Origin of the sequence: Cryptosporangium sp. NPDC048952 (assembly GCF_043197895.1) — a bacterium.
In the GTDB taxonomy this organism is placed as follows: domain Bacteria; phylum Actinomycetota; class Actinomycetes; order Mycobacteriales; family Cryptosporangiaceae; genus Cryptosporangium.
Map to the genome: position 1 here is coordinate 739471 of NZ_JBICTY010000004.1, position 24795 is coordinate 764265.

General features: G+C 70.6%; 32 protein-coding genes. 10 read left to right on the forward strand and 22 right to left on the reverse strand.

What is annotated here, in order from left to right:
* Positions 1-18 precede the first annotated feature (18 nt).
* Positions 19-594, reverse strand: coding sequence for a TetR/AcrR family transcriptional regulator (locus ACGFY5_RS26240; protein ID WP_392723753.1), 576 nt, complete (start codon positions 592-594; stop codon positions 19-21).
* An 84-nt stretch (positions 595-678) separates the two neighbouring features.
* Here ACGFY5_RS26240 and ACGFY5_RS26245 point away from each other — a divergent pair, with 84 nt between their 5' ends.
* Positions 679-1080, forward strand: coding sequence for a nuclear transport factor 2 family protein (locus ACGFY5_RS26245; protein ID WP_392723756.1), 402 nt, complete (start codon positions 679-681; stop codon positions 1078-1080).
* Between the two features lie 117 nt (positions 1081-1197).
* Here the strand turns inward: ACGFY5_RS26245 and ACGFY5_RS26250 are convergent, their stop codons facing one another.
* From ACGFY5_RS26250 to ACGFY5_RS26260, 3 genes are all read right to left on the reverse strand, one after another.
* Positions 1198-2010 carry a hypothetical protein gene (locus ACGFY5_RS26250; RefSeq protein ID WP_392723759.1) on the reverse strand — a complete coding sequence of 271 codons (813 nt, stop codon included), beginning with the start codon at positions 2008-2010 and terminating at the stop codon, positions 1198-1200.
* Between the two features lie 330 nt (positions 2011-2340).
* Positions 2341-3777, reverse strand: a complete 1437-nt coding sequence (locus ACGFY5_RS26255; protein WP_392723762.1) for a DUF222 domain-containing protein — start codon at positions 3775-3777, stop codon at positions 2341-2343.
* Positions 3778-3781: 4 nt separating this feature from the next.
* A complete protein-coding gene (locus tag ACGFY5_RS26260; protein ID WP_392723765.1) occupies positions 3782-3946 on the reverse strand; it encodes a hypothetical protein in 165 nt (54 codons plus the stop codon).
* Between the two features lie 204 nt (positions 3947-4150).
* Here ACGFY5_RS26260 and ACGFY5_RS26265 point away from each other — a divergent pair, with 204 nt between their 5' ends.
* Complete coding sequence (locus tag ACGFY5_RS26265) at positions 4151-4279, forward strand: hypothetical protein (RefSeq protein WP_281174598.1); 129 nt, start codon at positions 4151-4153, stop codon at positions 4277-4279.
* Positions 4280-4343: 64 nt separating this feature from the next.
* On the opposite strand, the gene ACGFY5_RS26270 is transcribed toward ACGFY5_RS26265, so the two are convergent.
* Positions 4344-4754, reverse strand: coding sequence for a DUF6069 family protein (locus ACGFY5_RS26270; protein ID WP_392723767.1), 411 nt, complete (start codon positions 4752-4754; stop codon positions 4344-4346).
* Positions 4755-4876: 122 nt separating this feature from the next.
* Here ACGFY5_RS26270 and ACGFY5_RS26275 point away from each other — a divergent pair, with 122 nt between their 5' ends.
* Entirely contained in the window at positions 4877-5266 is a 390-nt protein-coding gene (locus ACGFY5_RS26275; RefSeq protein WP_392723770.1) for a DUF6578 domain-containing protein, read from the forward strand.
* 122 nt (positions 5267-5388) lie between these two features.
* Positions 5389-5877: an LURP-one-related/scramblase family protein gene (locus tag ACGFY5_RS26280; RefSeq protein ID WP_392723773.1), complete on the forward strand. Its 489-nt coding sequence runs from the start codon at positions 5389-5391 to the stop codon at positions 5875-5877.
* Here ACGFY5_RS26280 and ACGFY5_RS26285 read toward each other — a convergent pair.
* Positions 5874-7310, reverse strand: coding sequence for an AbfB domain-containing protein (locus ACGFY5_RS26285; protein WP_392723776.1), 1437 nt, complete (start codon positions 7308-7310; stop codon positions 5874-5876). The two genes, ACGFY5_RS26280 and ACGFY5_RS26285, sit on opposite strands and share 4 nt — an antisense overlap.
* A 310-nt stretch (positions 7311-7620) precedes the next feature.
* On the opposite strand from ACGFY5_RS26285, the gene ACGFY5_RS26290 reads away from it, so the two are divergent.
* On the forward strand, positions 7621-8613 hold the full coding sequence (locus ACGFY5_RS26290) for a glycosyltransferase (RefSeq protein ID WP_392723779.1): 993 nt from the start codon (positions 7621-7623) through the stop codon (positions 8611-8613).
* A 174-nt stretch (positions 8614-8787) separates the two neighbouring features.
* On the opposite strand, the gene ACGFY5_RS26295 is transcribed toward ACGFY5_RS26290, so the two are convergent.
* Positions 8788-9636 (reverse strand): LysR family transcriptional regulator, encoded by an 849-nt coding sequence (locus ACGFY5_RS26295; protein WP_392723781.1) that lies wholly within the window; start codon positions 9634-9636, stop codon positions 8788-8790.
* A gap of 84 nt (positions 9637-9720) precedes the next feature.
* Between ACGFY5_RS26295 and ACGFY5_RS26300 the strand changes: the two genes are divergently transcribed.
* On the forward strand, positions 9721-10581 hold the full coding sequence (locus ACGFY5_RS26300) for a TIGR03564 family F420-dependent LLM class oxidoreductase (protein ID WP_392723784.1): 861 nt from the start codon (positions 9721-9723) through the stop codon (positions 10579-10581).
* A 370-nt stretch (positions 10582-10951) separates the two neighbouring features.
* Here the strand turns inward: ACGFY5_RS26300 and ACGFY5_RS26305 are convergent, their stop codons facing one another.
* Both ACGFY5_RS26305 and ACGFY5_RS26310 read right to left on the reverse strand, forming a co-directional pair.
* Positions 10952-11632 (reverse strand): response regulator, encoded by a 681-nt coding sequence (locus ACGFY5_RS26305; RefSeq protein ID WP_392723786.1) that lies wholly within the window; start codon positions 11630-11632, stop codon positions 10952-10954.
* Positions 11629-12690, reverse strand: coding sequence for a sensor histidine kinase (locus tag ACGFY5_RS26310; RefSeq protein WP_392723789.1), 1062 nt, complete (start codon positions 12688-12690; stop codon positions 11629-11631). Before ACGFY5_RS26310 ends, ACGFY5_RS26305 begins: the two co-directional genes overlap by 4 nt.
* A 73-nt stretch (positions 12691-12763) precedes the next feature.
* Between ACGFY5_RS26310 and ACGFY5_RS26315 the strand changes: the two genes are divergently transcribed.
* Both ACGFY5_RS26315 and ACGFY5_RS26320 read left to right on the forward strand, forming a co-directional pair.
* The gene (locus ACGFY5_RS26315; RefSeq protein ID WP_392723791.1) at positions 12764-13174 is read left to right on the forward strand and encodes a hypothetical protein; all 411 of its coding nucleotides are present in this window, start codon (positions 12764-12766) and stop codon (positions 13172-13174) included.
* A 152-nt stretch (positions 13175-13326) separates the two neighbouring features.
* Complete coding sequence (locus tag ACGFY5_RS26320; protein WP_392723794.1) at positions 13327-13641, forward strand: STAS domain-containing protein; 315 nt, start codon at positions 13327-13329, stop codon at positions 13639-13641.
* Here the strand turns inward: ACGFY5_RS26320 and ACGFY5_RS26325 are convergent.
* From ACGFY5_RS26325 to ACGFY5_RS26345, 5 genes are all read right to left on the reverse strand, one after another.
* Entirely contained in the window at positions 13631-14050 is a 420-nt protein-coding gene (locus ACGFY5_RS26325) for a DUF6518 family protein (RefSeq protein ID WP_392723797.1), read from the reverse strand. The two genes, ACGFY5_RS26320 and ACGFY5_RS26325, sit on opposite strands and share 11 nt — an antisense overlap.
* A gap of 37 nt (positions 14051-14087) precedes the next feature.
* Positions 14088-15266 (reverse strand): aminodeoxychorismate synthase component I, encoded by a 1179-nt coding sequence (gene pabB / locus ACGFY5_RS26330; protein WP_392723800.1) that lies wholly within the window; start codon positions 15264-15266, stop codon positions 14088-14090.
* A complete protein-coding gene (locus ACGFY5_RS26335; protein ID WP_392723802.1) occupies positions 15263-15805 on the reverse strand; it encodes a TetR/AcrR family transcriptional regulator in 543 nt (180 codons plus the stop codon). The genes pabB and ACGFY5_RS26335 overlap by 4 nt, the downstream gene beginning before the upstream one ends.
* A gap of 124 nt (positions 15806-15929) precedes the next feature.
* Positions 15930-16418: a universal stress protein gene (locus tag ACGFY5_RS26340; RefSeq protein WP_392723804.1), complete on the reverse strand. Its 489-nt coding sequence runs from the start codon at positions 16416-16418 to the stop codon at positions 15930-15932.
* Positions 16415-16849, reverse strand: coding sequence for a MarR family winged helix-turn-helix transcriptional regulator (locus ACGFY5_RS26345; protein ID WP_392723806.1), 435 nt, complete (start codon positions 16847-16849; stop codon positions 16415-16417). Before ACGFY5_RS26345 ends, ACGFY5_RS26340 begins: the two co-directional genes overlap by 4 nt.
* Before the next feature lie 66 nt (positions 16850-16915).
* On the opposite strand from ACGFY5_RS26345, the gene ACGFY5_RS26350 reads away from it, so the two are divergent.
* Together ACGFY5_RS26350 and ACGFY5_RS26355 are read left to right on the forward strand one after the other, a co-directional pair.
* On the forward strand, positions 16916-18199 hold the full coding sequence (locus ACGFY5_RS26350; RefSeq protein WP_392723807.1) for an MFS transporter: 1284 nt from the start codon (positions 16916-16918) through the stop codon (positions 18197-18199).
* Between the two features lie 66 nt (positions 18200-18265).
* Positions 18266-18877, forward strand: coding sequence for a TetR/AcrR family transcriptional regulator (locus ACGFY5_RS26355; protein ID WP_392723808.1), 612 nt, complete (start codon positions 18266-18268; stop codon positions 18875-18877).
* A gap of 28 nt (positions 18878-18905) precedes the next feature.
* On the opposite strand, the gene paaI is transcribed toward ACGFY5_RS26355, so the two are convergent.
* Genes paaI through paaA form a run of 8 tightly spaced genes read right to left on the reverse strand, consistent with a single transcriptional unit; the run spans position 18906 to position 24784 of the window.
* Positions 18906-19379: a hydroxyphenylacetyl-CoA thioesterase PaaI gene (gene paaI / locus ACGFY5_RS26360; RefSeq protein ID WP_392723809.1), complete on the reverse strand. Its 474-nt coding sequence runs from the start codon at positions 19377-19379 to the stop codon at positions 18906-18908.
* Positions 19373-20191: a 3-hydroxyacyl-CoA dehydrogenase family protein gene (locus tag ACGFY5_RS26365; protein ID WP_392723812.1), complete on the reverse strand. Its 819-nt coding sequence runs from the start codon at positions 20189-20191 to the stop codon at positions 19373-19375. Before ACGFY5_RS26365 ends, paaI begins: the two co-directional genes overlap by 7 nt.
* Positions 20188-20931, reverse strand: a complete 744-nt coding sequence (locus ACGFY5_RS26370) for an enoyl-CoA hydratase/isomerase family protein (RefSeq protein ID WP_392723814.1) — start codon at positions 20929-20931, stop codon at positions 20188-20190. The genes ACGFY5_RS26365 and ACGFY5_RS26370 overlap by 4 nt, the downstream gene beginning before the upstream one ends.
* Positions 20924-22042, reverse strand: a complete 1119-nt coding sequence (gene paaE, locus ACGFY5_RS26375) for a 1,2-phenylacetyl-CoA epoxidase subunit PaaE (RefSeq protein WP_392723816.1) — start codon at positions 22040-22042, stop codon at positions 20924-20926. The genes ACGFY5_RS26370 and paaE overlap by 8 nt, the downstream gene beginning before the upstream one ends.
* Before the next feature lies 1 nt (position 22043).
* A complete protein-coding gene (paaD, locus tag ACGFY5_RS26380) occupies positions 22044-22610 on the reverse strand; it encodes a 1,2-phenylacetyl-CoA epoxidase subunit PaaD (RefSeq protein ID WP_392723819.1) in 567 nt (188 codons plus the stop codon).
* Positions 22610-23509, reverse strand: coding sequence for a 1,2-phenylacetyl-CoA epoxidase subunit PaaC (gene paaC, locus ACGFY5_RS26385; protein ID WP_392723822.1), 900 nt, complete (start codon positions 23507-23509; stop codon positions 22610-22612). The genes paaD and paaC overlap by 1 nt, the downstream gene beginning before the upstream one ends.
* A gap of 7 nt (positions 23510-23516) precedes the next feature.
* The gene (gene paaB / locus ACGFY5_RS26390; protein WP_392723825.1) at positions 23517-23810 is read right to left on the reverse strand and encodes a 1,2-phenylacetyl-CoA epoxidase subunit PaaB; all 294 of its coding nucleotides are present in this window, start codon (positions 23808-23810) and stop codon (positions 23517-23519) included.
* Positions 23807-24784: a 1,2-phenylacetyl-CoA epoxidase subunit PaaA gene (gene paaA / locus ACGFY5_RS26395; RefSeq protein WP_392723828.1), complete on the reverse strand. Its 978-nt coding sequence runs from the start codon at positions 24782-24784 to the stop codon at positions 23807-23809. The genes paaB and paaA overlap by 4 nt, the downstream gene beginning before the upstream one ends.
* Positions 24785-24795 lie beyond the last annotated feature (11 nt).

The window sequence follows — 24795 nt, forward strand, 5'->3', positions numbered from 1 at the left end:
GGCCGTGGGCCGTGGCGGTTATGGCGCCTGGGGTGTGGCGAGGGCGTGGAAGATGGGGCGGAGTAGGGCGACTATCTGGTCGGGTGAGGCGTCGGACAGGCGGCCCAGGCGGAGCAGGTATCGCTCGATGATCACGCCGTGGACGATCGCGCCGAGCAGGCTGGCGCGTAGTTCCGCGTCGTCGCCGGGGATCGCGGCGGCGATCTGGTCGAGTTGAGGCACCCCGGCCGCTCGCCACCGCTCGGCGGCATCCGCGTTCGTGAGCATCGACCGCAGCACGGCCAACGACGCGACCGGCTCGGCGTCCATCCGCGTGGCGAGCGAGTCGAGCATCGCCTCGACCATCTCGTCGACGCTGTCGTGGGGCAGTTCCTCGGCGGGCAGTGCCGCCGCATCCAGTACCGCCGCATGCGCGAAGAGTTCGTCCTTCGACCCGAAGTAACGCATGACCAACCCGGCGTCCACGCCGGCCGCTTTGGCCACCGCACGGATCGTCGTCCGGTCGTACCCGAGCTCGGCGAACAACTGCCGTGCCGCGTCGAGAATGTTCGCCTCGGTCCGGCGGCGCTGCTCCGCCCGGGTCGGCTCGTTCACCCGTTCATTCTACGAGCGTTGACTGAGGCGTCCCGTCGGCTCTACGGTCGGTTCGGTCAACAACCGTTCAACGAACGGAGAGCCATGTCTCGCGAGGTCGTCGAACGAATGCTCGCAGCGGGCCGGGCCATGGACGTCGACGCGTTCGTAGAGCTGATGGCCCCCGACGGGTACCTCGAATGGCCCTACCGACCGCCGAACGCGCCGAGCCGGCTCCAGGGCCGCGAGGAGATCCGCCGCTTCCTCGAACAGGCGGCAACGGCGCTCGTCACCTTCGACGAGTTCCGCAACGTCGTGGTGCACGAGACGACTGACCCCGAGGTGATCATCGTCGAGTACGACGCGCACGGCTCGGTCGTCGCGACCGGCGCCCCGTTCCACCAGACCGTCATCGCGGTGTTCCGCGTGGTGGACGGTCACGTCGCGGTGTACCGCGACTACATCAACCCACTGCCCCTCATGGAGGCGTCCGCCTCACTTCGATGACGTGCTGGCAACCGAGGCGTTCCGGTGCCGATCGAGCGGGCCCGCGTTCCGCGCGAAGCGGACCGGAACGCACCGCTTTCCGGGTCGTCGTCGTTGTCCGGCCCGAGGCCGGGGGGATCAGAGGCCGAGGGCGGTGGTGGCGCGGCGGTAGCGCTGGGCTTCGTCGTGGAGGTCGACGACGGGGGAGCGGGAAGCGAGCATCTCGTTGGTTGTGGCCATCCGGAAGAGCAGGGCGCGGGCTACCGCGGGCACCGGTACTCCCAGCGAGGTCACCAGCGATGCGGGTGCGCCGTGCCAGCACAGGGCGTCGGCCATGACGACGCCTTCGGCGTAGGCGGTCGGGCGCCAGTAGGGCGAGACGTCGATGATCGCGGGAGTCTGTCCCGGAGCGAACAGGACGTTCGTGGTCAGGTCGGCGTGCACGATCTGCGATGAGCCCAGCGGCTCGAGCGCGGCTTGCAAGCGGCGGGCCGTGTCCGCGAACTCCGGGTGGAACTGATCGGGGCGGTCGTTCCAGGCGATCCGGTCGGCCTGAGCCCACCAGTCGTGGCGTGCGTCCATGAACGTCGGGCGGTCGAGGGTCGCGAGTGCTCGGTGGAAGGCTCGGCCGGCGGTGAGGATGTCCGACCAGGTCGACTCGGCTGAGTAGTCCGGCTGCGTGCCGTCGACCCAGTGGGTGGCTGTCCAGCCGTCGCAGATCCAGTCACCGTGCTGGCAGCGAACCGGTGTGGCCACGCGGAGGCCCTCGAGTGGGATGTCGCCCAGCGCGGTGGCCAGCCACTCCTGCAGTGGGCCACTGCCTGGCTTGAACACCAGCTCACCAGCAATCCACGAGGTGCCCTGCCCGCCCGCCAGGCGCCGCGGAGGTTCCCCGACGCCGAAGGCACGGAGGATATTGCGCGGCGGCGGCTGCGGCTGTGGCGGCGACATGGGTGCACGGTAGGCCGCCTTGCCGCGGCGCCGGTACGGAGTTGGGTCCACGGTGAGGGAGCGATCGAGCGCTGCACTCCCTGCGGTGGTCTCTGGGCCGTTGGCGCCCTCCGCGACGTAGTACGCGAGCGGGCACGCCGAAGCCCTGGAGCGCGCGTGGCGCTCCAGGTGGCTGTCGGCGCTGTGATCCGGGTGGCGTCCTCGCCGCGTCCCGGCGTCCCGGCGTCCCGGCGTCGCGGCGTCGCGGCGTCGCGGCGTCGCGGTGCGGGCAGCGCGAGGGCCCGGGGCGCGGGGAGTGCGCTCCGGGTGCCTCTGGCTGTGGCCCCGTTCTTAGGGCGGGCTGAGGCTGGTGGCGAGTCGCCGCTGGGTGGGTGCGTGGCGGTCGTAGTCCAGGACGGTGCCGTCGGGGCGGCGGGTGATCAGCACGCTGCCGTCGAATTGGAGGGTCCAGCCGCCTTCGTGGACGAGGTGGTGATGGTGGCTGCAGAGCAACAACAGATTGTTCACGTCGGTGGGGCCGCCGTCGGCCCAGTGGGTGACGTGGTGGGCCTGGGTCCAGGCGGGTGGGCGGTCGCAGCCGGGGAAGCGGCAGCCGCCGTCGCGGGCGACCACCGCGCGGTGTTGGGAGGCGCGGACGGTGCGGATTTGGCGTCCGGCGTTGAGCGGGACATCGCCGGGCCCGAAGACGATGCGGTGGATGCCGGCGTCGCAGGACATCCGCCGGAGGGCGTCCAGCGGCAGATGCCCGCCCCAGTCGGTGACCCCACGCGTACCGCGCAGCGGCAGCCGGGAGCGGTGGTTCCCGTGCCCGTAGACGCTGTCGAGCCGTTCGCTCAGCGTCTGGGGCTCGGTACTCAGCGGCGCGAAGTGCGGGAGCCGCGCGTCCGGGATCGGTCCGGTGTCCTCCGGTTCGACACCGACCACGGAGGTCGGCCGCGGCATCGATACGGCCGCCGCGCCCGCCGCCGCGCCAAAGCCCGCGGTCTCGTCTGTGCGTGCCGCGTCATGGGGGCGTGTCGCGTCGATGCTGGGCGCCGCATGTTCGAAGTCGGCTTCATGGGCCCAGACGGCGAGCATCGCGTTCCAGTCGAGGCTGGCATCGGTCGCCCAGCCCTCCGGGTCGTCGGCCCAGTCCGGTGTGATCAGCGGTGTGTTGTCGTCGAGGTAGGCGGACAGGGCGGCGAGGCTGTCGTCGCCGTCGAAGCGGCGCGCCTTCGGCCGGGGCTTGGCGCCGGGCACCGGTGTCTGCAGATCAGACGCGTGCACGATCGCGCCGATGTGGGGGCGTTCGCCGGCGACCATGGGCAGGTCCATGTGGCTCAGCCCGAAGTCGAGGACCTCATCCAGGGTGTCGTGACGACGCTCGGCCGGGACACGGTCGTCTTCGGCGTCGGGGATGCCGTTGAGTGCGTTGTGGAGCGTCAGGAACTTCGCCGTGGTCTCGGCGGTCAAGTCGCCCTGGATGACACCCTTGCCTTCGAAGGTCGCCGACACGAACAGGTTGCGTTCGGTCTTGTCCCGCGGTTTGGGTTTCTCGTCCTGATCCGCACACAGCAACTCTTGCGAGCGCAGCGCGACCTGCCGGGTGTCGGCGGGGCTCATCCCGGCCGCATGGCTGAGCAGGGCCTCGAGGGCTTCGGCGGCGTGGGTGGAGCCGACCTTCTTCGCCAGGCGGCAGGCGATTTTCACCTGTGCCATGGAGAACGTGCCTTCGCGCATCGCTTCGGCGTAGGCGGGGTGGTCGGCGCCGAGCTTCGCCGCCTGCACCAGCTCAGCGGCGTAGGCGTGAGATGTCCACGGTCAACGCGCCGGTCTGACGGGCGATGTGGTGCAGGGTGGTGAACCGGTCGAGCAGCGCCGCGTCGGAGTAGCCGGTGAGGTCCTCACCCAGCGCTTCCTCCACCGCGGCGGCCAGCCGCTCGATCACGGTACCCATAGCCACGACCCTATTCCGGCGAACATGTGTTCGGTATCGGCCGAACGATAGAGGGCCCTACTACGGAACCGCTCGTCGGCTGACCACAGTGTCTTCAAGCGAACGTTTCGGCCGTCGCGACGCCGAACGAGCCAGCGCCGGAGAGGCGCGAAGCTGTTGGCACACGGGGAACACACCCCGAACCAAAAACTTGGAGGAAGCGACATGAGCGGCTGCTACGACTACGACTACAACCAGTGCAACGACTGGGACTACAACGAGTGCAAGCCGCGGCGTCGCCGCCACCACAAGAAGCGCTACAACGACTGCTGGGACTACAACCCCTGCAGCTGAACGACCTAGCAACACCGCAAGCCCGGAGCCTCGAGCTCCGGGCTTGCCGCCGTTCGGGGGCGGCTCAGGCGCGCAGTCGACGGGCGACCGCGGGGATCACGATCGCGGCGGCGACCAGGTGCGTCACCATCAGCAGCGCCTTGGTGCTCGGGTCGGCGTCGGCGAGCAGGTCCGGCACCAGGGACAGCACGGTCAGAGCGACAGTGGTGCGCACGAACGCGCGGCGCGGGTGCGACGCGAAGCGGGCCAGCACCGCGGCCAGGACGAGGCCGACGATCGAGAAGACGGCGGTCAGCGATGCGAACCCGGGCACCGGGATCGGAGCGCCGGAGACGTCGAGGCTGATGCCGGCGGCGCTCCCGGCGGCCGCGACGGCCGAGGTGGCGATGCTGGCGGCGGCGGTGGCGGCGAGTCCGGCGACGAGCATCGAGCGGGTCGAGGTGGTGGTGGCCGGGGTGAGCACGGTGGTGGTCATTTCGTACCTCCGGTGAGCTGCGGACCGGCTCTGTTCCGGTCTCTCATCAGGTCTACGAAGCCGCCAGGCGTACTACGACACCGCGCGAAAAAACTTTTTGGTGGCGTCCGCAGAATGGCGTTATGCGCATCAGTGTCTGGGTCGACAACTGGCAGATGCAGTGCTGCGGCGATCCGTTCGCCGTCGGCCACGAGGTCTCGTGGACACTCCAGGACGCGGACGACGAGTGGCTGGCGAACATCCTCGGTGATGACGCAGCGCGCGGTGTGACCAAGGCGGAGGAGCACCACGGCGGCGTTCCCGACGACGCCCCGGCGACGACCGGGCGCGTCGCCGCGATCAAGGCCGTGCACCACCGGTACGCGCCGAAGCCCGGCGACGACCCGAGGGCGCGGTATGTGGTGCCCGGCTCGGGGGTCGTCACGACGATCGAGTCCGCAGACGGATGGACCCCGGATCAGGGCGAGCTGTCGTTCGCCGGGTACATCGTCGACCTGGACGTCGAGACGTGATCTACCGGAGCCCGCGGACGTTCGTCGTGGCCGGCTGGGGGCTGAGGCCCGGCGAACGCGAATTGTTCAGCGTGACCGGCCCGGCCGAGTAGGTGGTGGCGGGGAGGGACGACAATCTAGGTATGTACTTGATCAAGGAGCGGTTCTTCGACATCGGCGACGACTACGACATCACCGACGAACACGGCACCAAGATCCTGCACGTCGACGGGAAGGTGCTGAGCCTCCGCAACCGGCTGATCATCGAGGACCTGTCCGGGCAGGAACTGGCCTCGGTCCACCGGCACCTGGTCTCGCTGCGACCCACCTACGAGATCACGATCGGCGGCGAGAAGGCCGCGGAGGTCAAGAAGAAGCTGTTCACGCCGTTCCGGGAGAAGTTCACGATCGACGTCCCCGGCCCGGACGACCTGGAGATGAAGGGCGACCTCATCGACCACGAGTTCCGGATCGAGCGTGGCGGGCGGCACGTGGCGGCTGTCTCCAAGAAGTGGTTCCGGGTACGCGACACCTACGCCGTCGACATCGTGCAGGGCGAGAACGACCTGCTGATCATCGCCGGCGTGCTGGCCCTCGAGCTCGCGCTCTCGCGGAAAGACAACGACGACTAGGCCCAGGCCTGCACGACGGTGAACGACGCCGTCGTCAGGAACCCCGCGGTCCCGTCGGACTTGTCGATCCAGAGTTCGTCGCCGCGCAGGTGCAGGTACTGGTCGGGGTAGTTGATCGACTGGAAGGACACCGAATCCTTCGTCGCCCCGGGGCGGGGGCAGAAGGTGGTGTCCTTCCGGAAGATCGCCGTCCGGTCGTCGGGGTCGACCTGTACCCGGAAGCGGAAGTGCCGCAGGTACTGACCCGAGGCCACCCGGAACGACCGGCATGACGCGTCGCCGAGACCGTTCACCAGCTCGAACGTCGCACTCTGCTTCATCGCCGCCGGACTGGTCCTGGTCACCGGCAGCACGAACGCCATCTCGTTGACGATCTGCACGAACCGGTCGGGGTTCGCGACCGACCGCAGCGAGTACGAACCCCTCAGCTCGCCAGGGCGGGACGGCAACGCGGCGGGGGAGGCCGACGGCAGATTCCGCGACCCCGTCGGTACCGGCCGCGACTTCCGGCTGTTGGCGTACGTCGCCAACGACACGATCAGCAGGATCACCGCGACGGTCACCGCGACGATCCGGGCGGTCGTCCCGACCCAGGGGTTCGCCGCGGTCCGTCGCACCGCCTCGACGATCGCGGGCGCCCCGGACTCACCGTCCGGGTCCGGGCCGCGCTCGCAGCGCGCCAAGAGTGACTCGCGCACGCTGGCCGGCGGCGCGACCAGTGGCGTACCGCGTAACAACCGGTCCGCGGGAATCAGGTCACCGGCACGACCCGAGCACGTCGGGCAGTCGGTGGCGTGCCGCGCGATCTGGCGGCGCTGCCGGTCCGACGGGCGGCGGTCCCAGTGCTGCAGCAGCGCCGTCAGCTGCGGACACGGCGGCGACGCGCCGAGCACCCGGATGGCGGTCCGGGCGTCCTCGAAGCGCGCCTCGATCTGGCGCAGCCGGTTCCCGGCCACCGCGGGCGTCAACCCGCAGGCGGCGACGACCTCGTCGCGGCTGAGCTCGCCGGAGGCCTCCAGCCACCAGACCGAGAGCAGCTCGCGGTCGTCCGGGGCCAGCCACCGGACCGCGTTGTTCGCCTCTTCGCGCTGGTCGGACGGGTCGATCGGCACGACGACCGGCCAGTCGGCGCCGCACGGGCCGACCTGGTTGCCCGCCTGCTCGGCCGTCCACAGGAACCGCAGCGCGGTGCCCAGCAGCCACGGCCGGAAGTGGTCGGGCTCGACCAGTCCGGGCATGCCCGCGCCGACGAGCAGCACGGTACGGACCAGCACGTCCTCGACGTCGACCGAAGGACCTGCGGCGCGCACGACCAGCGTGTACAGCAACGGCAGGTTGTCGGAGACGAGCGTACGGACGGCTTGGACGTCACCGTCCTGGGCAGCACGCACCATCGCCGTACTCGGCAGTGCCGTCGACACTTTCTCGGTCACCTCACCGCGGCGAGCAACAACATCCCCAACAGTCACACCAGCTTGTGCCGACTACTAAACCGGTTGGGCCGCTGCACGCCAACTCGTTCGGCTCATTTCATCGACGCACTGTCCGGTTTGGATTGAAATCAGGGCGGCGCCCGCCGTGATCGCGTCGAAGATCGCGCGGTGCTCGCCGGCGACCGGGCTGGCTGGCCGGCGCGCGTCAGTGACGTCTCGGACGTCGTGTCGAACGGCTCGCGGGTGCATTTCATCGGCGCATGACGAAGGCTCACTAAGGTTCGTCGTTCGGCTGCCGATCGGGTCGTCGATGAGCGTTCGGCTTGCGGCGGTGCTGATCGTCCGCGACGAGAAGGACACGCTGCCCGGGTGTCTCGCGTCGCTGCGCGGTGTGGTCGACGCGGTGCACGTGCACGACACGGGGTCGTCCGACGGCACGGTGACGCTGGCCGAGGAGCTCGGGGCGATCGTCACCGTGGGCCGCTGGGACGACGACTTCGCGGCGGCCCGGAATGCAGCCGCCGAGGGCTGCACGGCGGACTGGATCCTGACGGTCGACGCCGACCAGCGTTACGTCGGTGACCCGGCGGCGCTGCGGGCCGCACTCACGGCAGCGGACGCGGACGTGCTGCGCGTGGAGATCGACAACACGCACGACGAACTGCCGTACACGCACGCCGAGGGGCGCCTCTACCGCCCGGGGACCGTGGTCTGGCGGGGGCGCGTGCACGAACGGCTGGTCACGCTGGACGGCGCCGACCCGCGGACCGCGTCGGCGCTGCGATCGGCGGTCCGGCTCACGCACTCCGGATACGCGTCCGCGGCGCTCCGCGTCGCCAAGTCGGCCCGCAACGTCGACCTGGCCCACCGGTCCCTGGACGAGCTGCTGGCCGCCGGACCGTCAGTGGACCGCCGGGTGCTCGCGACCACACTGCTCGACCTCGGGCGGAGCCTGATCGGCGCCGGACGGCAGCAGGACGCCATCGACACGTTCGAGGTGCTGCGTGAGGAGTTCCCCGGGACGCCGCAGTGGATCGAGGGCACCGACTTCCTGGCGCGGCTCGTGCTGGCGGCCGGCATGGACGAGGTGTGCCTGGTGCTGGTCGAGCAGCTCCGGGCGGCGGGTGCTCCGCCGACGTACTGCGACTGGCTCGCCGCGCAAGCCCTCGCGCAGCTCGGCGACGTTCCGGGCGCCGCGCTGCTGCTCGGTGGCGTCACCGAGGTGATCGACACGGCCGGCCGCCGCCACGACCCGGCAGCCCTGCGCGAGCTCCGCGATCTGGTAGGCCAGCTCGGCGGCTGAGGCGCTCGGCCGGTTGGTTGCGCCACCCGGCTGAGCGGGCGTGATCCGCCGGCGCCCGACCGCGGCGGATCACGCCCTGGCCGGGCGCGAACGCTCGACCAGACGTACCAGTACCCACTAGGCAGGCATCGGAGACCCGCTCGCCGTACGGACGTTCGCGGAGAGCGCCGCCGGCTAGTCGGCGAACGCGGCGACGAACGACTCCACGCAGGACGGCGGGGTCGCAGCGGATGTGACGACGTAGCCGTCGACGAGCAGCGGCGGGTCGAGGGGTACCGTGCGGAGCCGGTCGACGCTCGCCTCGGCCGCTTGCTCGGCGGGCAGCAGCGCCCAGCCGCGCGGGTCGTTGCTCACCTCGAACAGCACGTTGACCATGTTGCCGGCTACCGGACGGACCGGCGGCCCGGGCAGTGCGGCGACGATCGCGTCGTGCAGTCCCGGGTCGGCCTCCCGGGTGGCCAGGCGCAGACCGGCCGGGTCCAGGTCGCCGAGGCCGATCGACGGCTTCTCGGCGGCGGCGTGACCGCGCGACACGATCGCGTGCAGCGGCTCCGACCAGGCCCGGACCACGGTCAGACCCGGGGCAGCCACGGTGCCGTGCACCAGCGCCAGGTCCAGGGTGCCGTCGCGGACGGCGTCGAGGCGGGCGGGCACCGGCAGGCCGACCAGCACGGGCTCGGCGGGTCGGTCGCCGCCGCCGAGCACGGTGATCGCGCGGTCCAGCCGCTCGGTGACGCACGACGCGACCCCGATCCGCAGTGCGGCGGCGGAAACGCCTGCGACCACGCGGACCCGGGCCGCGGCGGCGAGCGTCTCGCGGGCCGCCTCGAGCACCCGCTCACCGGCGGGGGTCAGCCGCACCCGGCGCGAGGACCGTTCGAGCAGCGTGACGCCCAGCTCCCGTTCGAGCCGGCTGACCTGCTGGCTCACCGCCGGCTGGACGATGTGCAGCCGTTCGGCGGCCCGGCCGAAGTGCAGCTCCTCGGCGACCGTCACGAAGTACTGCAGCGACCTGAGTTCCACCCCCACTCATCTATCACGGAAAGTGATCGTTGCCGAGGGGATCTGGTTCTGGTTCGCGCTCACCGGCTGGGGTCGGATGGGTTCATGCGTATCGGAACCGCCCTCGCCGTCACCACGTCCCCTGCCGAGGTCGTCGCCGCCGCGGCCGACGCCGCCCGGCGGGGTCTCGACAGCTTCTGGGTCAACCAGATGCCGGGCGGCTGGGACCCGCTGACGTTGCTCGCGTTGCTGGACGAGCGTCCGCCGGAGATCGGCACCGCGATCGTCGCGACCTATCCCCGGCACCCGGTGACGCTGGCCACCGAGGCGGTCACGCTGCAGGCGGTGAAGCCCGGCCTCGTGCTCGGGATCGGGCCGAGCCACGCCTGGTTCATCGAGCAGCAGCTCGGCTTCTCGTACGCGTCGCCGCTGCGGCACACGCGCGAATACCTGTCGGTGCTCCGTCCGTTGCTGCGCGGTTCGAATGTGTCGTTCAACGGCGAGTTCTACACGGTCGAGTCCGCGCTGACCGTGACCGCGCCACCGCCCCCGGTGCTGATGTCCGCACTCGGCCCGCGGATGCTCGAGCTCGCCCGGGAGCTCGCCGACGGTGTGGTGCTGACCTGGGTCACCCCGTCCGTGGTGGCCGACCGGATCGTTCCGGCGGTGGCTCCCGGCGCACGCGTGGTGGCCGGCGTCGGCGTCGTGCTCAGCACCGATCCGGACGCCGCCCGCGAACAGATCACCCGCGAGTTCGGCTTCGCCGGGGAACTGCCCGCCTACCGCGACGCGCTGCAGCGCTTCGGTATCCGCGGCATCGCCGACACCGTGATCGTCGGCGACGAGTCGACCATCGCCGCCGAGATCGAACGCTTCCGCGATGCCGGCGCGACCGACGTCGTCCTGCTGCCTTTCGGCGGTTCGCAGGAACGCGCCACGATCCTGGACGTGGTGACCGACCGCTGACCGGTCACGGCTGGGATTGAGGCGGTCCCCGACGCGTTCGCAGAGCTCCACCGACCGCAGCAGGCAGGCCTCCGCTTCGTCGTGGTGACCGATCCGGGTCAGCGCGACGCCGAGCGTGTCCTGGGCGGCGGCCTCGCCACGCGCGAAACCGCCGCAGCGGTTGCCGCGGAGCCCGTCGGGGTCGCGGGCGTCCACCTCGTCCTCGGCGGCACCGGCGGCGTCGGTGGACGCCCGGGTCGCCCGTGCGGGCGAAGCCGCGGTGACCACGAGACTGGCCACTGCCGCTGCGGCAAACGCGCGCTACCGGACATGGTGCGCTCAGGGTGACGCCCTGGCTCGAGGATCGCGCTCGGTGGACTCTAGGACGAGCTCAGAGGAGACCCAGGTCGCGGGCCTTGAGCGCGGCCTGGGTGCGGTCGCGCGCGCCGAGTTTGGACAGCGCGCCGGTGACGTGGTTCTTCACGGTTCCCTCGGCGAGGAACAGCGCCGCGGCGATCTCCCGGTTGCTGCGGCCCTCGGCCAGCAGCCGCACGACGTCGAGCTCGCGCTCCGTCAACGGCACCACCAGCGGCCGCGGCCCCAACTCGCGCGCTACCACTGGCGGCGGGTGGTTCGGTTCGGGCTCGTCGGGTAGTTGGGCGAACCGCGCGACCAGCTTGGCGGCCACTGTCGGTTCCAGCATGGACTCGCCTCGGGCGGCGGCGTGGATCGCTTCGATGAGACGGTCGGAGGACGCGTCCTTGAGGAGGTAGCCGATCGCGCCGGCCCGGATCGCGGCGAAGACGTCGGCGTCGTCGTCGAACGTGGTCAGGGCGATGACCTGGGTGCGGGGATGGTCGGCGCGGAGGCGTCGGGTGGCGGTGATGCCGTCCATGCCCGGCATGCGCAGGTCCATGAGGACGACGTCCGGGTCGAGGCGCGCGGCCAGGTCCACGGCCTGGGCGCCGTCGCCCGCCTCGCCGACCACGTCGACGTCGTCGCGGACGGACAGGAGCATCGCGAGCGCCTCGCGGAACAGTCGCTGATCGTCGACGAGCAGGACCCGGATCACGCCCGCACCGTCACCGTGAGCGTGGTGCCCTCACCGGCGACGGACTCCAGCACGAGCGTCCCGCCGAGATCCGCCATCCGCTCCCGCAACCCCACGATCCCAAATCCATCACCCACTCCCGCCACGCCACCATGATGGCCGGGCTCGCCCGCCTCTGTGGCGGCCGCGGCGATGCCGGTGCCGTCGTCGTGGACGGCTAACTGCACCGCGCCGGTGCCGTAGGTGAGTACCACTCGGACGGTGGAGGCCCGCGCGTGTTTACGGGCGTTGGTCAGGCCCTCCTGGGCTGCCCGGAACAGGGCCTCCTCCACGTCCGGGGGGAGGGACCGCGGGGCGCCGACCACCTCCACGGGCGTACCGAGCCGCTCCAACGACGAACCCAGGGACGCGCGGGGCTCGCGCAAGGCCCCGACACTGCGCCGCACCTCACCCAGCGCCTCGCGCGCCTGCTCCTCGGCCTGCCCGAGCACGGCGTCCGCGCGGGTGGCGTCGGACGAAAGCAAGGCCCGGCCCGCACGGACCTGCATCTGGAGCACGGTCAGATGGTGCCCGAGTCCGTCGTGGATGTCGCGGGCGACGCGATTGCGCTCCTGCGTGGTCGCGAGCTCCTCCGCCTGCGCGACCAGCTCCCGCCGCGTCTCCTGCTCCCGCCGCAGCAACCAGGTCACGGCCACGGCCAGCACGCTCGCGGTCAGCGTGCCCAGCCCTTCGCGGAGACCGTCGCTCCATTCCATCCCGACGTGCACGAACGGCACCGCGACCGCCACCACCAACGCCCCGTACAACGGCAACAGCAACCCGGCCTGGATGACCAGAATGATCAGCAACAACGTCGCCCCGGCCGAGGCGTCGGCGACCGAAAAAACCACAAATCCAAGAACCACCTGTCCGACGACGAACGCGACGCGCCACGCCGCTGAACGACCGCGCAGCACCACCGTGCCGAACACGGTCAGGGCGGAGAACACCCCACCCAGCACCGCCGCCGCCCACGAACCGGCACCGAGCAGCAGAACGCCGTACGCCCCCGCCGTCACCAGCCACAGAATGCGGTCCACGGGTCACATCATGACCTCGACCGTGACCTTCGGCACGGGTGGAGTGACCCGCCCGCCCCGCATCCTCGTCGCCATGACACTTCGTCGCGTGGGTTACTGGTCGCTGCACCTGGTCGAGATGGTGGTCGCGATGATCGCCGGGATGATGGTGCTCGGCCCCCTGTGGACCGCCACCGGTCTGACCGGGAACACGGTGGGCATGGTGCTCACGATGGCGCTCGACATGACGGTCGGGATGGGCGCGTGGATGGCGGTGCGGGGCCACGATCTCCGGATGATCGGCGAGATGTCCGTCGTCATGGTCGCGCCGTTTCTCCTGCTCCTGATGCCGTACGGGCTCGGCCTGGTCTCCGGAGGGTTCGTGTACGGCGTCGGGCACGTGCTGATGATGGTGGCGATGATCGTCCTGATGCTCGTGCGGTTCGGACATTATTCCCATCCGTCAGGATGGGCTCCGATCGTTCGCCGAGCGTTCGGAAATTGAGAAGTCGCAGGTCACACGAGTTGCGATATTCTCGTCGAACGCGCACGCTGGAGGGACGGACGGCTTCGGGTTGGTGACCGGGGCGCACGAAGCAGACGCCTGCCGAATGCACCAGGGCGACCCACGGTCCCGATCCCGGAAGTAGTTACCTGATGCCGCACTACACGTGCACAGTTCAATCGCAACCTCCCGGCGAGATCCGGATCACGCTCACCGGCGCCATCGACCTCGGGTCCCGCGGCGACCTGGCGGACGCCGTCAAGGCCACGACCTCGCTGCAGCCGAAGACGATTCACGCCGACCTGTCGGGAGTGTCGTTCTTCTCGGCGGAAGGCGCCACGTTCCTGCTGCGTCTGCGCAAGCTGGCCGATCTCAACATGCTTTCGCTGGCGCCGTCGCTGCCGGTGCAGCGCGTGCTCGCCGGTCTGGGGCTCACCGACACGTTCCGTCTCGGCCTCACCACATAAATCCTGCTAGACGGAACAGGCCGTAACCAGCGGCGGCGACCGGGAATGCCACTCCGAGAGCCGCCGCTTTTCGCGTCCAGGACGTGCGGACGGCGAGCGTGAGCAGGACACCGAGCACGGTCACGATCACCGCGTGTCCGACGTCGTCGGCGCTCGTGTTCGGACGGGCCAGGTGGAGCGCGGCCTCGGCGAACAGCACCGCCACCGGCACCGCGAGGACGACGATCTGCCGGCGGTCGGTCCGGCGGGCGAGTATTCCGGCAGCTCCGAACACGCAGCCCGCGATCACCGCGAACAGCGTCCAGAGCGGGCTCCAGACGTTGGCGAGGTCGTCGCCCTGGATGAGGGTCGCTGCGAGGTAGTAGCTCCAGGAAGCCGAGCAGGAAACCGGCGACCGGTGCGAGCACAACCGTCATTCCGTCACGATGATGTTCGGCGGGTGCGGATCACATCTGTCCCACGGGGTGTCTCCCGTCTGTCTTCCGACTGATGTCTCGGCGCGATCGCGTGCCCTCGGCATGGGAGAGAACCTGTGTTTTGGCGCGAAGTTCTGCGTACTCGACTTCGGCGACGGACGGCCAGGTGACGCCGCTGCCGACGCCGTAGGTGGCTAGGCCGGTGCGGCGGTCGATGACCGCGGTGCGGATCGCGACCGAGAACTGGGCCTGACGGCCGGGCTCGACGACGCCGATCGCGCCGCAGTAGACGCCGCGCGGACCGCTCTCCAGGTCCGCGATCAGCGCCATCGTGCTGGCCTTCGGCGCTCCGGTGACCGATCCGCACGGGAAGAGCGCGCGGAAGACGTCGACGAGGTCGACGTCAGGCCGTAGCTGCGCGGTGACGTCCGACGTGAGCTGGTGCACGGTGGGGTAGTGCTCGAGCCGGAAGAGCGCCGGCACGTCCACCGTGCCGATCTCGGCGATGTGCGCGGCGTCGTTGCGCAGGAGATCGACGATCATGACGTTCTCCGCGCGTTCCTTCTCGCTCGTGCGCAGGGCATCCGCGAGGGCGGTGTCCGCCGGGGCCGTCGCCCCACGGGGGGCAGTCCCCTTCATCGGCCGCAACAGCAGCGACCTCCCGTCGAGACGGAAGAACAGCTCCGGGCTGGCGCTGACGACGACGTGGTCGCCCAGGTCGAGGTAGGCGTTGTGAGCGCCGCGCTGCGCGTGCTTCAGATCGGCGTAGAGGCCCCGCGGATCGCCCTCGAACGCGCTGGTCAGCCGCGTGGTGAGGTTGCACTGGTAGGTGTCACCGGCCGCGATCGCGTCGTGCACCGCGGTGAACGCGCTGCGGTACCGCGAGAAATCCCAGTCGTCGTGCCACGGTCCTGCGGAGTACTCCGCCGGGGGAACGGCGCCCGGCCCGGGCTGCGGGCCCGGGGACAGGCCGAACCAGACCAGTGGCAGATCCCCGGCCGGGGCGGTCCGCAGCACGGGATCGAACGCGCTGGCCGCCTCGTACGCGACGTACCCGACCGCCCACGACCCCGCGTCGGCCGCCTGCTGAACGGATCGGAGCGCCGGCACGACCTCGGCCACCGAATGCGCCGACACGACCGACGCGAACTCCGGAAAGTCGAGCGAACGACCCCCGCGCAGGTCGTCGAGGCGCGCGGAGAACGTCATCGATCGAAGATCAGATCGGCGGCGTGCGCGAACACCTCGGCCCGCGAACGGTCGCCGTGGTCCGCCTCCAGGAAGTGCCGACCGATCGCGAGGCAGTACGCGAGCAGACTCCGCGCCTCCACCTCGTCCGGGTCGTCACAGAAGCTGCCGATCATCTCCCGCAGCAGCTCGAACCGTCGGTTGTCGACCCGCCGCAGACGCTCGGCGACGGCCGGATCGCGCCGGGCCCAGTCGCGCACCGCGAGGTCGATCGGCAGGAGCCGCTTCCCGGAGAACGTCAGCAGGCCCGCGCGGGTGAGCTTCGTGCGGACGTCACCGCCCTCCTCCTCGACCCGGGCGAGCACACCCTCCGTGCTCTCCTGCTCCCACGTGTCGAGCATCTCGTCGAGCAGGGCATTGCGGTCGGCGAAGTACCCGTAGAAACCGCCTTTGGTGACGCCGAGCTGCTTGGCGAGCGCCTCCACGCGGACGGCATCGGGGCCGCCGGTGGCCAGCGCCTCCAGGCCGGCCTCGATCCACTTACCGCGGGGTGTACGCACAGATCCTCCTCGTTCTGTACGTGATCGTATAGTATACGGTGGCGTATACTTCCTGGAGGTGACGACCATGCACTACCTCGACCGGTTCGCGAAGCCACGGACGTCACGGCGAGGCCGCGTCCGGCTAGGGCACCACGGTCACTGGCCAGTTGCGCTGGCGTACCAGGCGCACGGCCAGTGACCCCGCCAGGCGGGACCCGAGGCGGGTCGAGGCGCCGACGATCACCGCGTCCGCGTGGTACGCGTCGGCGACCGCGGCCAGCTCCTTGAGCCGCTCACCGTCGCGCACGACGAACTCGATGCGGATGCCCCACGACTTCGCGAGCTGGCCCACCTCGTCGCGTAACGCGGTCTCGACCGCGTCCCGCCCCTCGTACGCGGCCTGGGTGAGCAGGCTCGACGCGTCGATCGGAGCGCAGGAACCCCAGGAGAGCACGGACGGCCCGGCGCCGCGCACGTGCACCGCCACGAGCGGACTGCCGTTGCGCCGGGCCAGGCCGGCGGCATAGGCCAGCGCCCGCAGCGCGGACGGCGAGTCGTCGATTCCGACGACGATCGTGCCGGGGCCGTCGGTGCCGAGCTCGAACGGGCGCGCCTGCCAGCTGCCCTTCACGGCGCCTCCTGCGTCAGCCGCGTGAGTGCGGGCAGGGCGGCGACGATCGTCGCGCGGTCCGCGTCGTCCAGACGGTCGAGCAGCATGTCCAGTGTGGACACATGGTGGGCCTGGGTCTCCGCGAGCAGGTTGCGGCCGCCGTCGGTGAGCTCGACGAGGACGCCCCGGCCGTCGTTCGGATCCTGAACGCGCCGAACCAGGGACGACCGCTCCAGCCGGCCCACCAGCTGGGTGATGCCCGGTTGACTCGCCCGCTCGGCACGCGCGATGTCCGTGATGCGCCCCGCGCCTTCACGATCCAGGCGCCGGAGGATCGCCATCGCCACGAGGCTCGGGCGATCCGGCGCGTCCAACTGCCGCAGCAGACGCACCAGCTGACTGAGCACCGGCATCAGCTGGGAACCGGCGCTGGTCCCCACGGACAGGTTCATGGTTTCCATAATGCCATTATGGGTTTACGGTTGCACTAGCCAACCGAAATCCCGCGGAGGAATGTCTTGCTGTTCAAACAACCCCGGGCGGTCTTCGCGGTCGCGTTCGCCTGTGTCGTCAGCTTCATGGGCATCGGCCTGGTCGATCCGATCCTCCCGGCGCTCTCCTCGCAGTTGCACGCCACGCCGAGCCAGGTCAGCCTGCTGTTCACCAGCTACCTGCTCGTCACCGCCGTGGCCATGCTGTTCACCGGCTGGGTCGCCAGCCGCATCGGCGCGAAGCGGACGCTGATCGCCGGCCTCGTCCTCATCGTCATTTTCTCGGCCCTCGCCGGCTCGACCGACACGATCAACGGCATCGTCGGCTTCCGCGCCGGCTGGGGCCTCGGCAACGCGCTCTTCATCGCGACGTCGCTCGCGGTCATCGTCGCGTCGGCCACCGGCGGTTTCGCCGGAGCGATCGTGCTCTACGAAGCCGCGCTCGGCCTGGGCATCGCCGCCGGTCCGCTGGTGGGCGGGCTGCTCGGGCACATCAGTTGGCGCGGGCCGTTCTTCGGCGTCGCGGTGCTGATGGCGATCGCGCTGCTCGCGACGATCACGCTCGTCGAGGACATCCCGAAGCCCGCGAAGAAGACGTCGCTGCTCGACCCGATCAAGGCGTTGCGCCACCGCAGCCTGCTCACGATGAGCCTCACCGCGGTGCTCTACAACTGGGGCTTCTTCACGATGCTCGGGTACGCGCCGTACCCGATGGAGCTCGACGCGATCCACCTCGGGTTCGTGTTCTTCGCCTGGGGTCTGCTGCTCGCGTTCTTCTCGATCACCGGTGCGCCGTGGCTGCAGCGCCGCTTCGGCACCGCGCCGTCGCTTTACGGTGCACTCAGTGCGTTCGCATTGATCAGCCTCCTGATCGGCATCTTCACCGACAACCGGTGGGCGGTGATCGTCTGCGTGATCGCGTCCGGCGTCGTCGCCGGCATCAACAACACCCTGACGACGCAGGCCGTGATGCTGGTGGCGCCGGTCGAGCGGCCCGTGGCGTCGGCGGCGTACGGGTTCGTGCGGTTCATCGGCGGTGGTCTCGCGCCGTACGCGGCCGGGAAGATGGTCGACCACTGGAACATCCACGTGCCGTTCGTCGTCGGTGCGGTGGCAGTTCTCGGTGGGGTGGGGATCCTCGCGACCGGGCACCGCATGCTGGCGGCAGCCGACGCGTCGATGGCGGCCGGCCACTCCGACGACGTCTCCGACGAGAAGGCTTCCGTCGCCGGGGAGGTCGCGGACGAGTTCGGCGGCGCCCCGGACGCGATCGACCACGAGCGAGAGGTCGAGAACGCTCGCCTCCGGTGAGCGCATCCACCGGGGGCCGCTGGTGGCGCGGGCTGCTGCGCGCCTGGGCCATGAGACGCTTCGGGGGTGACCGCAGCCGACCCCGCCCCGCGTCGCGGCCGAGGTAGGCCCGGGTACGACCAGGCGGCCGTCGTGCGTACGGCGGTGGAACTGTTCAACCGCAAGGGCTACGACGCGACGAGCATCGGTGACCTCGCCAAGGAGCTGGGCGTCACCAAGCCCGCGATCTACCACCATGTGACGAGCAAGGAAGACCTGCTCCGGCTGGCGCTGGACGACGCGCTGGACGAGCTCACCGCGGTGGTGACCGGTGCGATGTCGGACGCCGGCTCGTCGAGCGCGTACGAGCGGCTGCGGGGTGTGGTGCGGCGGTCGGTGGAGGTGCTCGTCGCCCATCAGCCCGCGGTGACGTTGCTGCTCCGCGTGCGGGGCAACACACCGGTGGAGGTCGAGGCGCTCTCGCGTCGGCGTTGGCTCGACGATCGGCTCGCCGCGCTCGTGCGGGCAGCGGCCGCCGAGGGCGCGCTCCGCGACGACATCCCGCCGGAACTCGTCAGCCGACTGTTGTTCGGCATGGTGAACTCGCTCGTCGAGTGGTACCGCCCCGAGGGCGTCTTCGACGCCTCCGCGGTGGCGGACGCAATAACAGCCCTGGCCTTCAACGGCCTGTCCCGCTAGACGGCCGGCTCCGCGGCCTGTCCCGGGTTCAGAGGGGGATGGGGCGGCCCAGGGAGCGGCTGCGGCCCCGGAATTCGGCCATGACGGTGCCGTCGTCGCGGCTGACCGTGACGTCGTAGACGCCGGAGCGGCCGCGGCGGGAGCGTTCCTCGGCGCGGGCGACGAGCCGGTCGCCGGCGCGGCCGGACTCGAGGAACGTGACGTCGAACCCGGCGGCGACGGTGACCTCGCCGTGCGAGTTGCAGGCCACTGCGAACGCGGTGTCGGCGAGCGTCGCGATGAGACCGCCGTGGCAGAGGTCCCAGCCGTTGGTCATGTCCTCGCGAACCACCATCGACACCTCGGCGGTACCGGGCCCCACGTGCTCGAGCGCGATCCCGAGCGCGCGGCTGGCGCGATCCCCGTCGAGCATCACCGTCGCGCTGCGCCGAGCGACGTCGCCGGGTGCGGCGTCATTCAGCGCGACCCCGTCCGGGGCGTTCGCATCCGGTGTGTTCACCATTCGTAGAACCCCTTGCCGGTCTTGCGGCCCAGGTGGCCCTGGGCGACGAGCATCCGCAGGATCTGCGGCGGCTTGAAGCGGGGTCCGAGCTCGCGCGCGAGGTGCTCGGCGACGGCGAGTCGCACGTCGAGCCCGACGATGTCGGTGGTGCGGAGGGGTCCGACCGGGTGCCGGTATCCGAGTGTCATCGCGGCATCGATGTCCTCCGCGCTCGCCACCCCTTCTTCGAGCATCCGCATCGCTTCGAGCGCGAGGTGCACGCCGAGGCGGCTGCTGGCGAAGCCCGGTGAGTCGTTCACCGTGATCGGGGTCTTGCCGAGCGCCCGCACCCAGCCCTCGGCCTCGGTGACCAGCGTCGCCGCGGTGCGCGGCCCGACCACGATCTCGACCAGCGAACTCACCGGCACGGGGTTGAAGAAGTGCAGCCCGATGAACCGCTCCGGTGCGGCCAGCCCGGCCGCGAGCCCACCGATCGAGAGGCTGCTCGTGTTACTCGCCAGCACCGCGCCCGGAGCATGCTTCGCCGCGACCGCCAGCACCTCGGCCTTCAACCCACCATCCTCCGGCACCGCCTCAACGACCAGCCCACACCCACCCAACTCATGGGGATCAGCAGTAACCCGAACCCGCCCGAGGCCCGCTGGTTCAGCGGCGCGGGCGGTGATGCGGTGGATGCGGTCGAGGGCTGCCTCGGCGGTCGACGGGCTGGACTCGACGACGATCACCTCGCTGCCGGCGGCGAGGAAGGCGTGGGCGATGCCGGCGCCCATCCGGCCTCCGCCGTAGACGCCGACAGTCGACGGAACGCTCATCGGCTCCTCCGCTCCAGGAACGCGGTCATCCGCGCCTGCTTCTCCTCGGTCTCGAACAGCACCGCCTGCGCGAGATCGTCGACGAACGGATGCGCGCCGGGCGGGGCATGGAACACCGCCTTCGTGAGCCGAGTCGCCAGCGGTGCCTTCGCCGTGATGCGATCGGCGAGCTCCTGCCCGGCAGCGAGCAACTCCGCAGGCTCGACCACGTCGTTCAGCAGCCGCACCGCCAGCGCCTCCGACGCGGACAGCACCCGCCCCGCCAACAAAATCTCCTTGGCGAGCGGCTCACCCACCAACGCCGAAAGCCGCCACGCGGCCCCCGCCGCCGCGAGGATCCCCAGCCCCGTCTCGGGATTACCGATCTTCGTGCTCGGCGTCCCGATCCGGAAGTCACACGCGTACGCCAACTCCGCGCCCCCGCCCAGCGCGTACCCCTCGATCAGCGCGATCGTCGGCATCGGCAACCGGTGGATCCGCTCGAACACCGACGAGTTGATCCCGCGCAGCGCGTCCTCGCGCCGCCGATCCCGCAGCTGCGCGATGTCCGCCCCGGCGGCGAACGTCCCACCCTCACCCACGATCAGCACGACCCGCGGAGAGGCCTCCACCTCCGCGCACGCCGCGTGCAACGCGTCGACCAGCTCCTGGTCGATGGCGTTCCGCACCTCGGGCCGGTTGAGTCGCCACACGACCCGGTCCGCGGCCGCCTCCACGACGAGACACTCCACGTCAGGCATCAAAATCCACCGTCACCGCGTCACCGGCGCAGAACGTCTGACACGTCAGCACGAACCCGGCCGCGACCTCGGCGGGCTCCAGCGCATAGTTGCGACGCATGTCCACCTCGCCCTCCCGCACCAGCGCCCGGCACGTCCCGCAGACGCCGCCTTTGCACGCGAACGGCAGGTCAGCGCGGGACTTCTGCGCACCGTCGAGGATCGTGCCGTCCTGCGGGATCGTCGTGGTGGCGCTCAGTCCGTCGAGAACGGTAGTGAGCTCCGTGGTCGCCCCCACCGCCTCCGAGCTCGTCCGGCGCGGCTCCGGTGGGGGCGCGTCCACGTAGAAAAGCTCGATGTGGACGCTCTGAGGGGGCACACCGCAGGCGGCGAGTACCGCGCGGGCGTCGTCGACCATCGGGAACGGACCGCACAGCCAGACGTGGTCGAAGGTCTCGGCCGGGATCACGTCGGTGAGCAGACGCTGCAGCCGTTCGCTGTTGAGGCGGCCGGAGAACAGTTCGACCTCGCGAGGCTCGCGGGAGAGCACGTGCGCGATCTGCAGACGGGGACCGTAGCGGTTCTTCAGGTCGCCGAGCTCCTCGGCGAACATCACGGTGCCGCTGGTGCGGTTGCCGTAGAGGAGGGAGACGTGCGCGTCGGGATGGGTGAGGACGGTGCTCGCGATCGAGAGCAGCGGGGTGATGCCGGAACCCGCGGCGATGAGGAGGTGGCGTTCGCCGGTGGTGGGGTCGGCGTTCCAGGCCCCGGTGGGGGTCTGGACGTCGATGCGGGTGCCGGGGCGGACGTCGTTCACGAGCCACGACGAGAAGAGGCCGTCGGGGATCTCGCGGACCCCGATCTGCGGTGCCGCGCCGACGGGGGCGCAGATCGAGTACGACCGGCGTTCTTCGACGCCGCCGATCGTGCGTCGCAGCGTGAGGGACTGACCCGCCGTGAACGCGTACGCCTCCCGGAGCTCTTCCGGCACCGCGAACGTGACCGCCACCGCGTCATCACACAACCGCTCAACCGCAGCGACGGTAAGCACATGAAACGCCGCCGCCCCGCGCCGCGTTCCGGGCCGCGCGACGATGTCAGTGGCTGGGGTGGTCGCGGGTGGGGCGGCCATCTCAGATCTCCTTGACGTGGTCGAAGGGTTCGAGGCAGTCCGCGCAGCGGTAGAGAGCCTTGCAGGCGGTGGCGCCGAACTCGGAGATGAGCCGGGTGTTGCTGCTGCCGCAGCGGGGGCAGGTGAGGGCACGGCGGATCGGCCCGAGCGTGAGCGTGATCGGGCCGGCCGAGGCGCGCGCCGCAGCGCCATCGCGTGCCGAGCCGGGCGCAGCGTCGTGGCGCGCGGGGCCGGGGGCGGAGAGGCCCGCGTCGTGGAGGGCGGCGCGGCCGTGGGGGGTGATCCAGTCGCTGGACCAAGCCGGTTCGAGCACGACCCGCACCTCGACGTGCGGGAACCCCGCGTCGGTGAGGCGGTGCACGAGGTCGTCGCGCATCGTCGCCATCGCCGGGCACCCCGAGTACGTCGGGGTGATCGACGCGACGACGGTGTCCCCCTCGACGCGCACATCACGCAGCACCCCGAGGTCCACGAGCGTCAACATCGGCATCTCCGGATCCCGAACCTCCGCAGCCACCTCCCGCGCCCGCTCGACGCCGACCGCGTTCCCGGCCGTGGCGGGGGCCATCACCAGGTGCCCATGGGGTGGGAGCGGGCTACGGACTGCATGTCGGCGAGGAGGAGGCTGAGGTACTCGGTGTGGAGGCCGTCTCGGCCGGTGCGGCCGCCTACGCCGGCCAGTGGCGCCGCGGTGGGACGCGGTAGGTCCGCGACGGCGAAGACCTGGTCGAGGACGACGTCGACCTCGTCGGCGATGCTGGCGGGATCGACGGCGACGCCGGGCAGTGACCGCTCGATCGGGTGGGCGGTGACCAGTTCGGCGCGCAGCGGCCAGAGTTCGTCGAGTGCGGCGAGCAGGCGCCGGCGGGACTCCTCGGTGCCGCCCGCGAGCGTCACGAACCATCGACCCGCCCAGTCGCGGTGATACGTCAGCTCCTTGACGCCCTTTGCGGCCACCGCGGCGAGCACCGCGTCGGCGCTGCGCCGGAGCCGGGCCAGGATGGCCAGGCGCGCGACCGTGAACAGCAACAGACGCACGACGACGTGTGCGAAGTCCCCGTTCGGCACTTCGGCGAGCCGCACATTGCGGAACTGACCCGCGTCGCGGAAGAAGGCGAGCGCGTCCTCGGCGGGGACGGGGGATCCGGCCGGGAGTGTCGGCACCACCTCGGGTGCGGCGGCCGCGGCCCGGGCGAGCAGGAGGCGTGCCTGACCGAGCAGGTCGAGCGCCATGTTCGCCAGCGCGATGTCCTCTTCGAGTTCTGGCGCGCGGCTGCACCACTCGGCCAGCCGGTGGGAGAGGATGAGGGCATCGTCGCCCAGCATGAGGCAGTAGGTGGCTAGTGCGGTGGCGTCGACACCGTCCGGCACCGTGGTGTCCACCCCGGCGAGCGGGTCCTCGAAGCTTGTTCCGAACGCCCACTGCGAGGAGTCGTCCTCGAGGAGTCCCTCGTACACGTTGTCCATGGCAGCCTCACATGTGGGGGACGTCGGCGGGGATCTCGTAGAACGTCGGGTGGCGGTAGACCTTGTCGCCGCTGGGCGCGAACAGGGGGTCCTTCTCGTCGGGGCTCGACGCGGTGATCGCGTCCGCCCGGACCACCCAGATACTGACGCCCTCGTTGCGTCGCGTGTAGACGTCCCGCGCGTGCCGCAAGGCCAACGCGTCGTCCGGCGCATGCAACGAACCCACGTGCACGTGGTTCAGCCCCCGCTTGCCCCGGACGAACACCTCGTACAACGGCCATTCACGACGATCCCCGCTCACCGCGCACCTCCCGCCGCACCATCCGCGCCGGCGGTCGGGCGGCCCTCGTCCGTGGCCGACGCGGTGGAGCGCGCCGCGAAGGTGGCGGCGGCTTCGCGTACCCAGGCGCCCTCGTCGTGGGCGGCCTGGCGGTGGGCGAGGCGCTGTGCGTTGCAGGGACCGTTGCCGCGGATCACCGCGGTGAGTTCGTCCCAGTCGGGTTCGCCGAAGTCGTAGTGCTCGCGTTCCGCGTTCCACGTCAGCGCCGGGTCGGGCAGCGTCACCCCGAGTGCGTCCGCTTGCGGCACCGTCATGTCGACGAACTTCTGGCGCAGCTCGTCGTTCGAGTTGCGCTTGATGCCCCACGCCATCGACTGCTCGCTGTTCGGCGACTTCCCGTCCGGCGGCCCGAACATCATCAGCGACGGCCACCAGAACCGGTCGACCGACTCCTGCACCATCGCGCGCTGCTCGTCCGTGCCGCTCATCATCGTCCGGAGCAGTTCGTAGCCCTGCCGCTGATGGAACGATTCCTCCTTGCAGATCCGGATCATCGCCCGCCCGTACGGCCCGTACGACGTCCGGCACAGCGGCACCTGGTTGCAGATCGCGGCCCCGTCGACGAGCCAGCCGATCGTCCCGACGTCGGCATAGGACAACGTCGGATAGTTGAAGATCGACGAGTACTTCTGCTTCCCGGACAGCAGCATCTCGACGAGCGAATCCCGGGAGATGCCGAGCGTCTCGCACGCCGAGTACAGGTACAGACCATGTCCGGCCTCGTCCTGCACCTTCGCGAGCAGGATCGCCTTGCGGCGCAGCGACGGCGCGCGGCCGATCCAGTTGCCCTCCGGCTGCATGCCGATGATCTCGGAGTGCGCGTGCTGCGCGATCTGCCGGATCAGCGTCTTGCGGTAGCCCTCGGGCATCCAGTCGCGTGGCTCGATGCGGTCGTGGTGGGCGATGACCGCGTCGAACTTCTCCTGGAGCTCCATCAGCCCTCCGT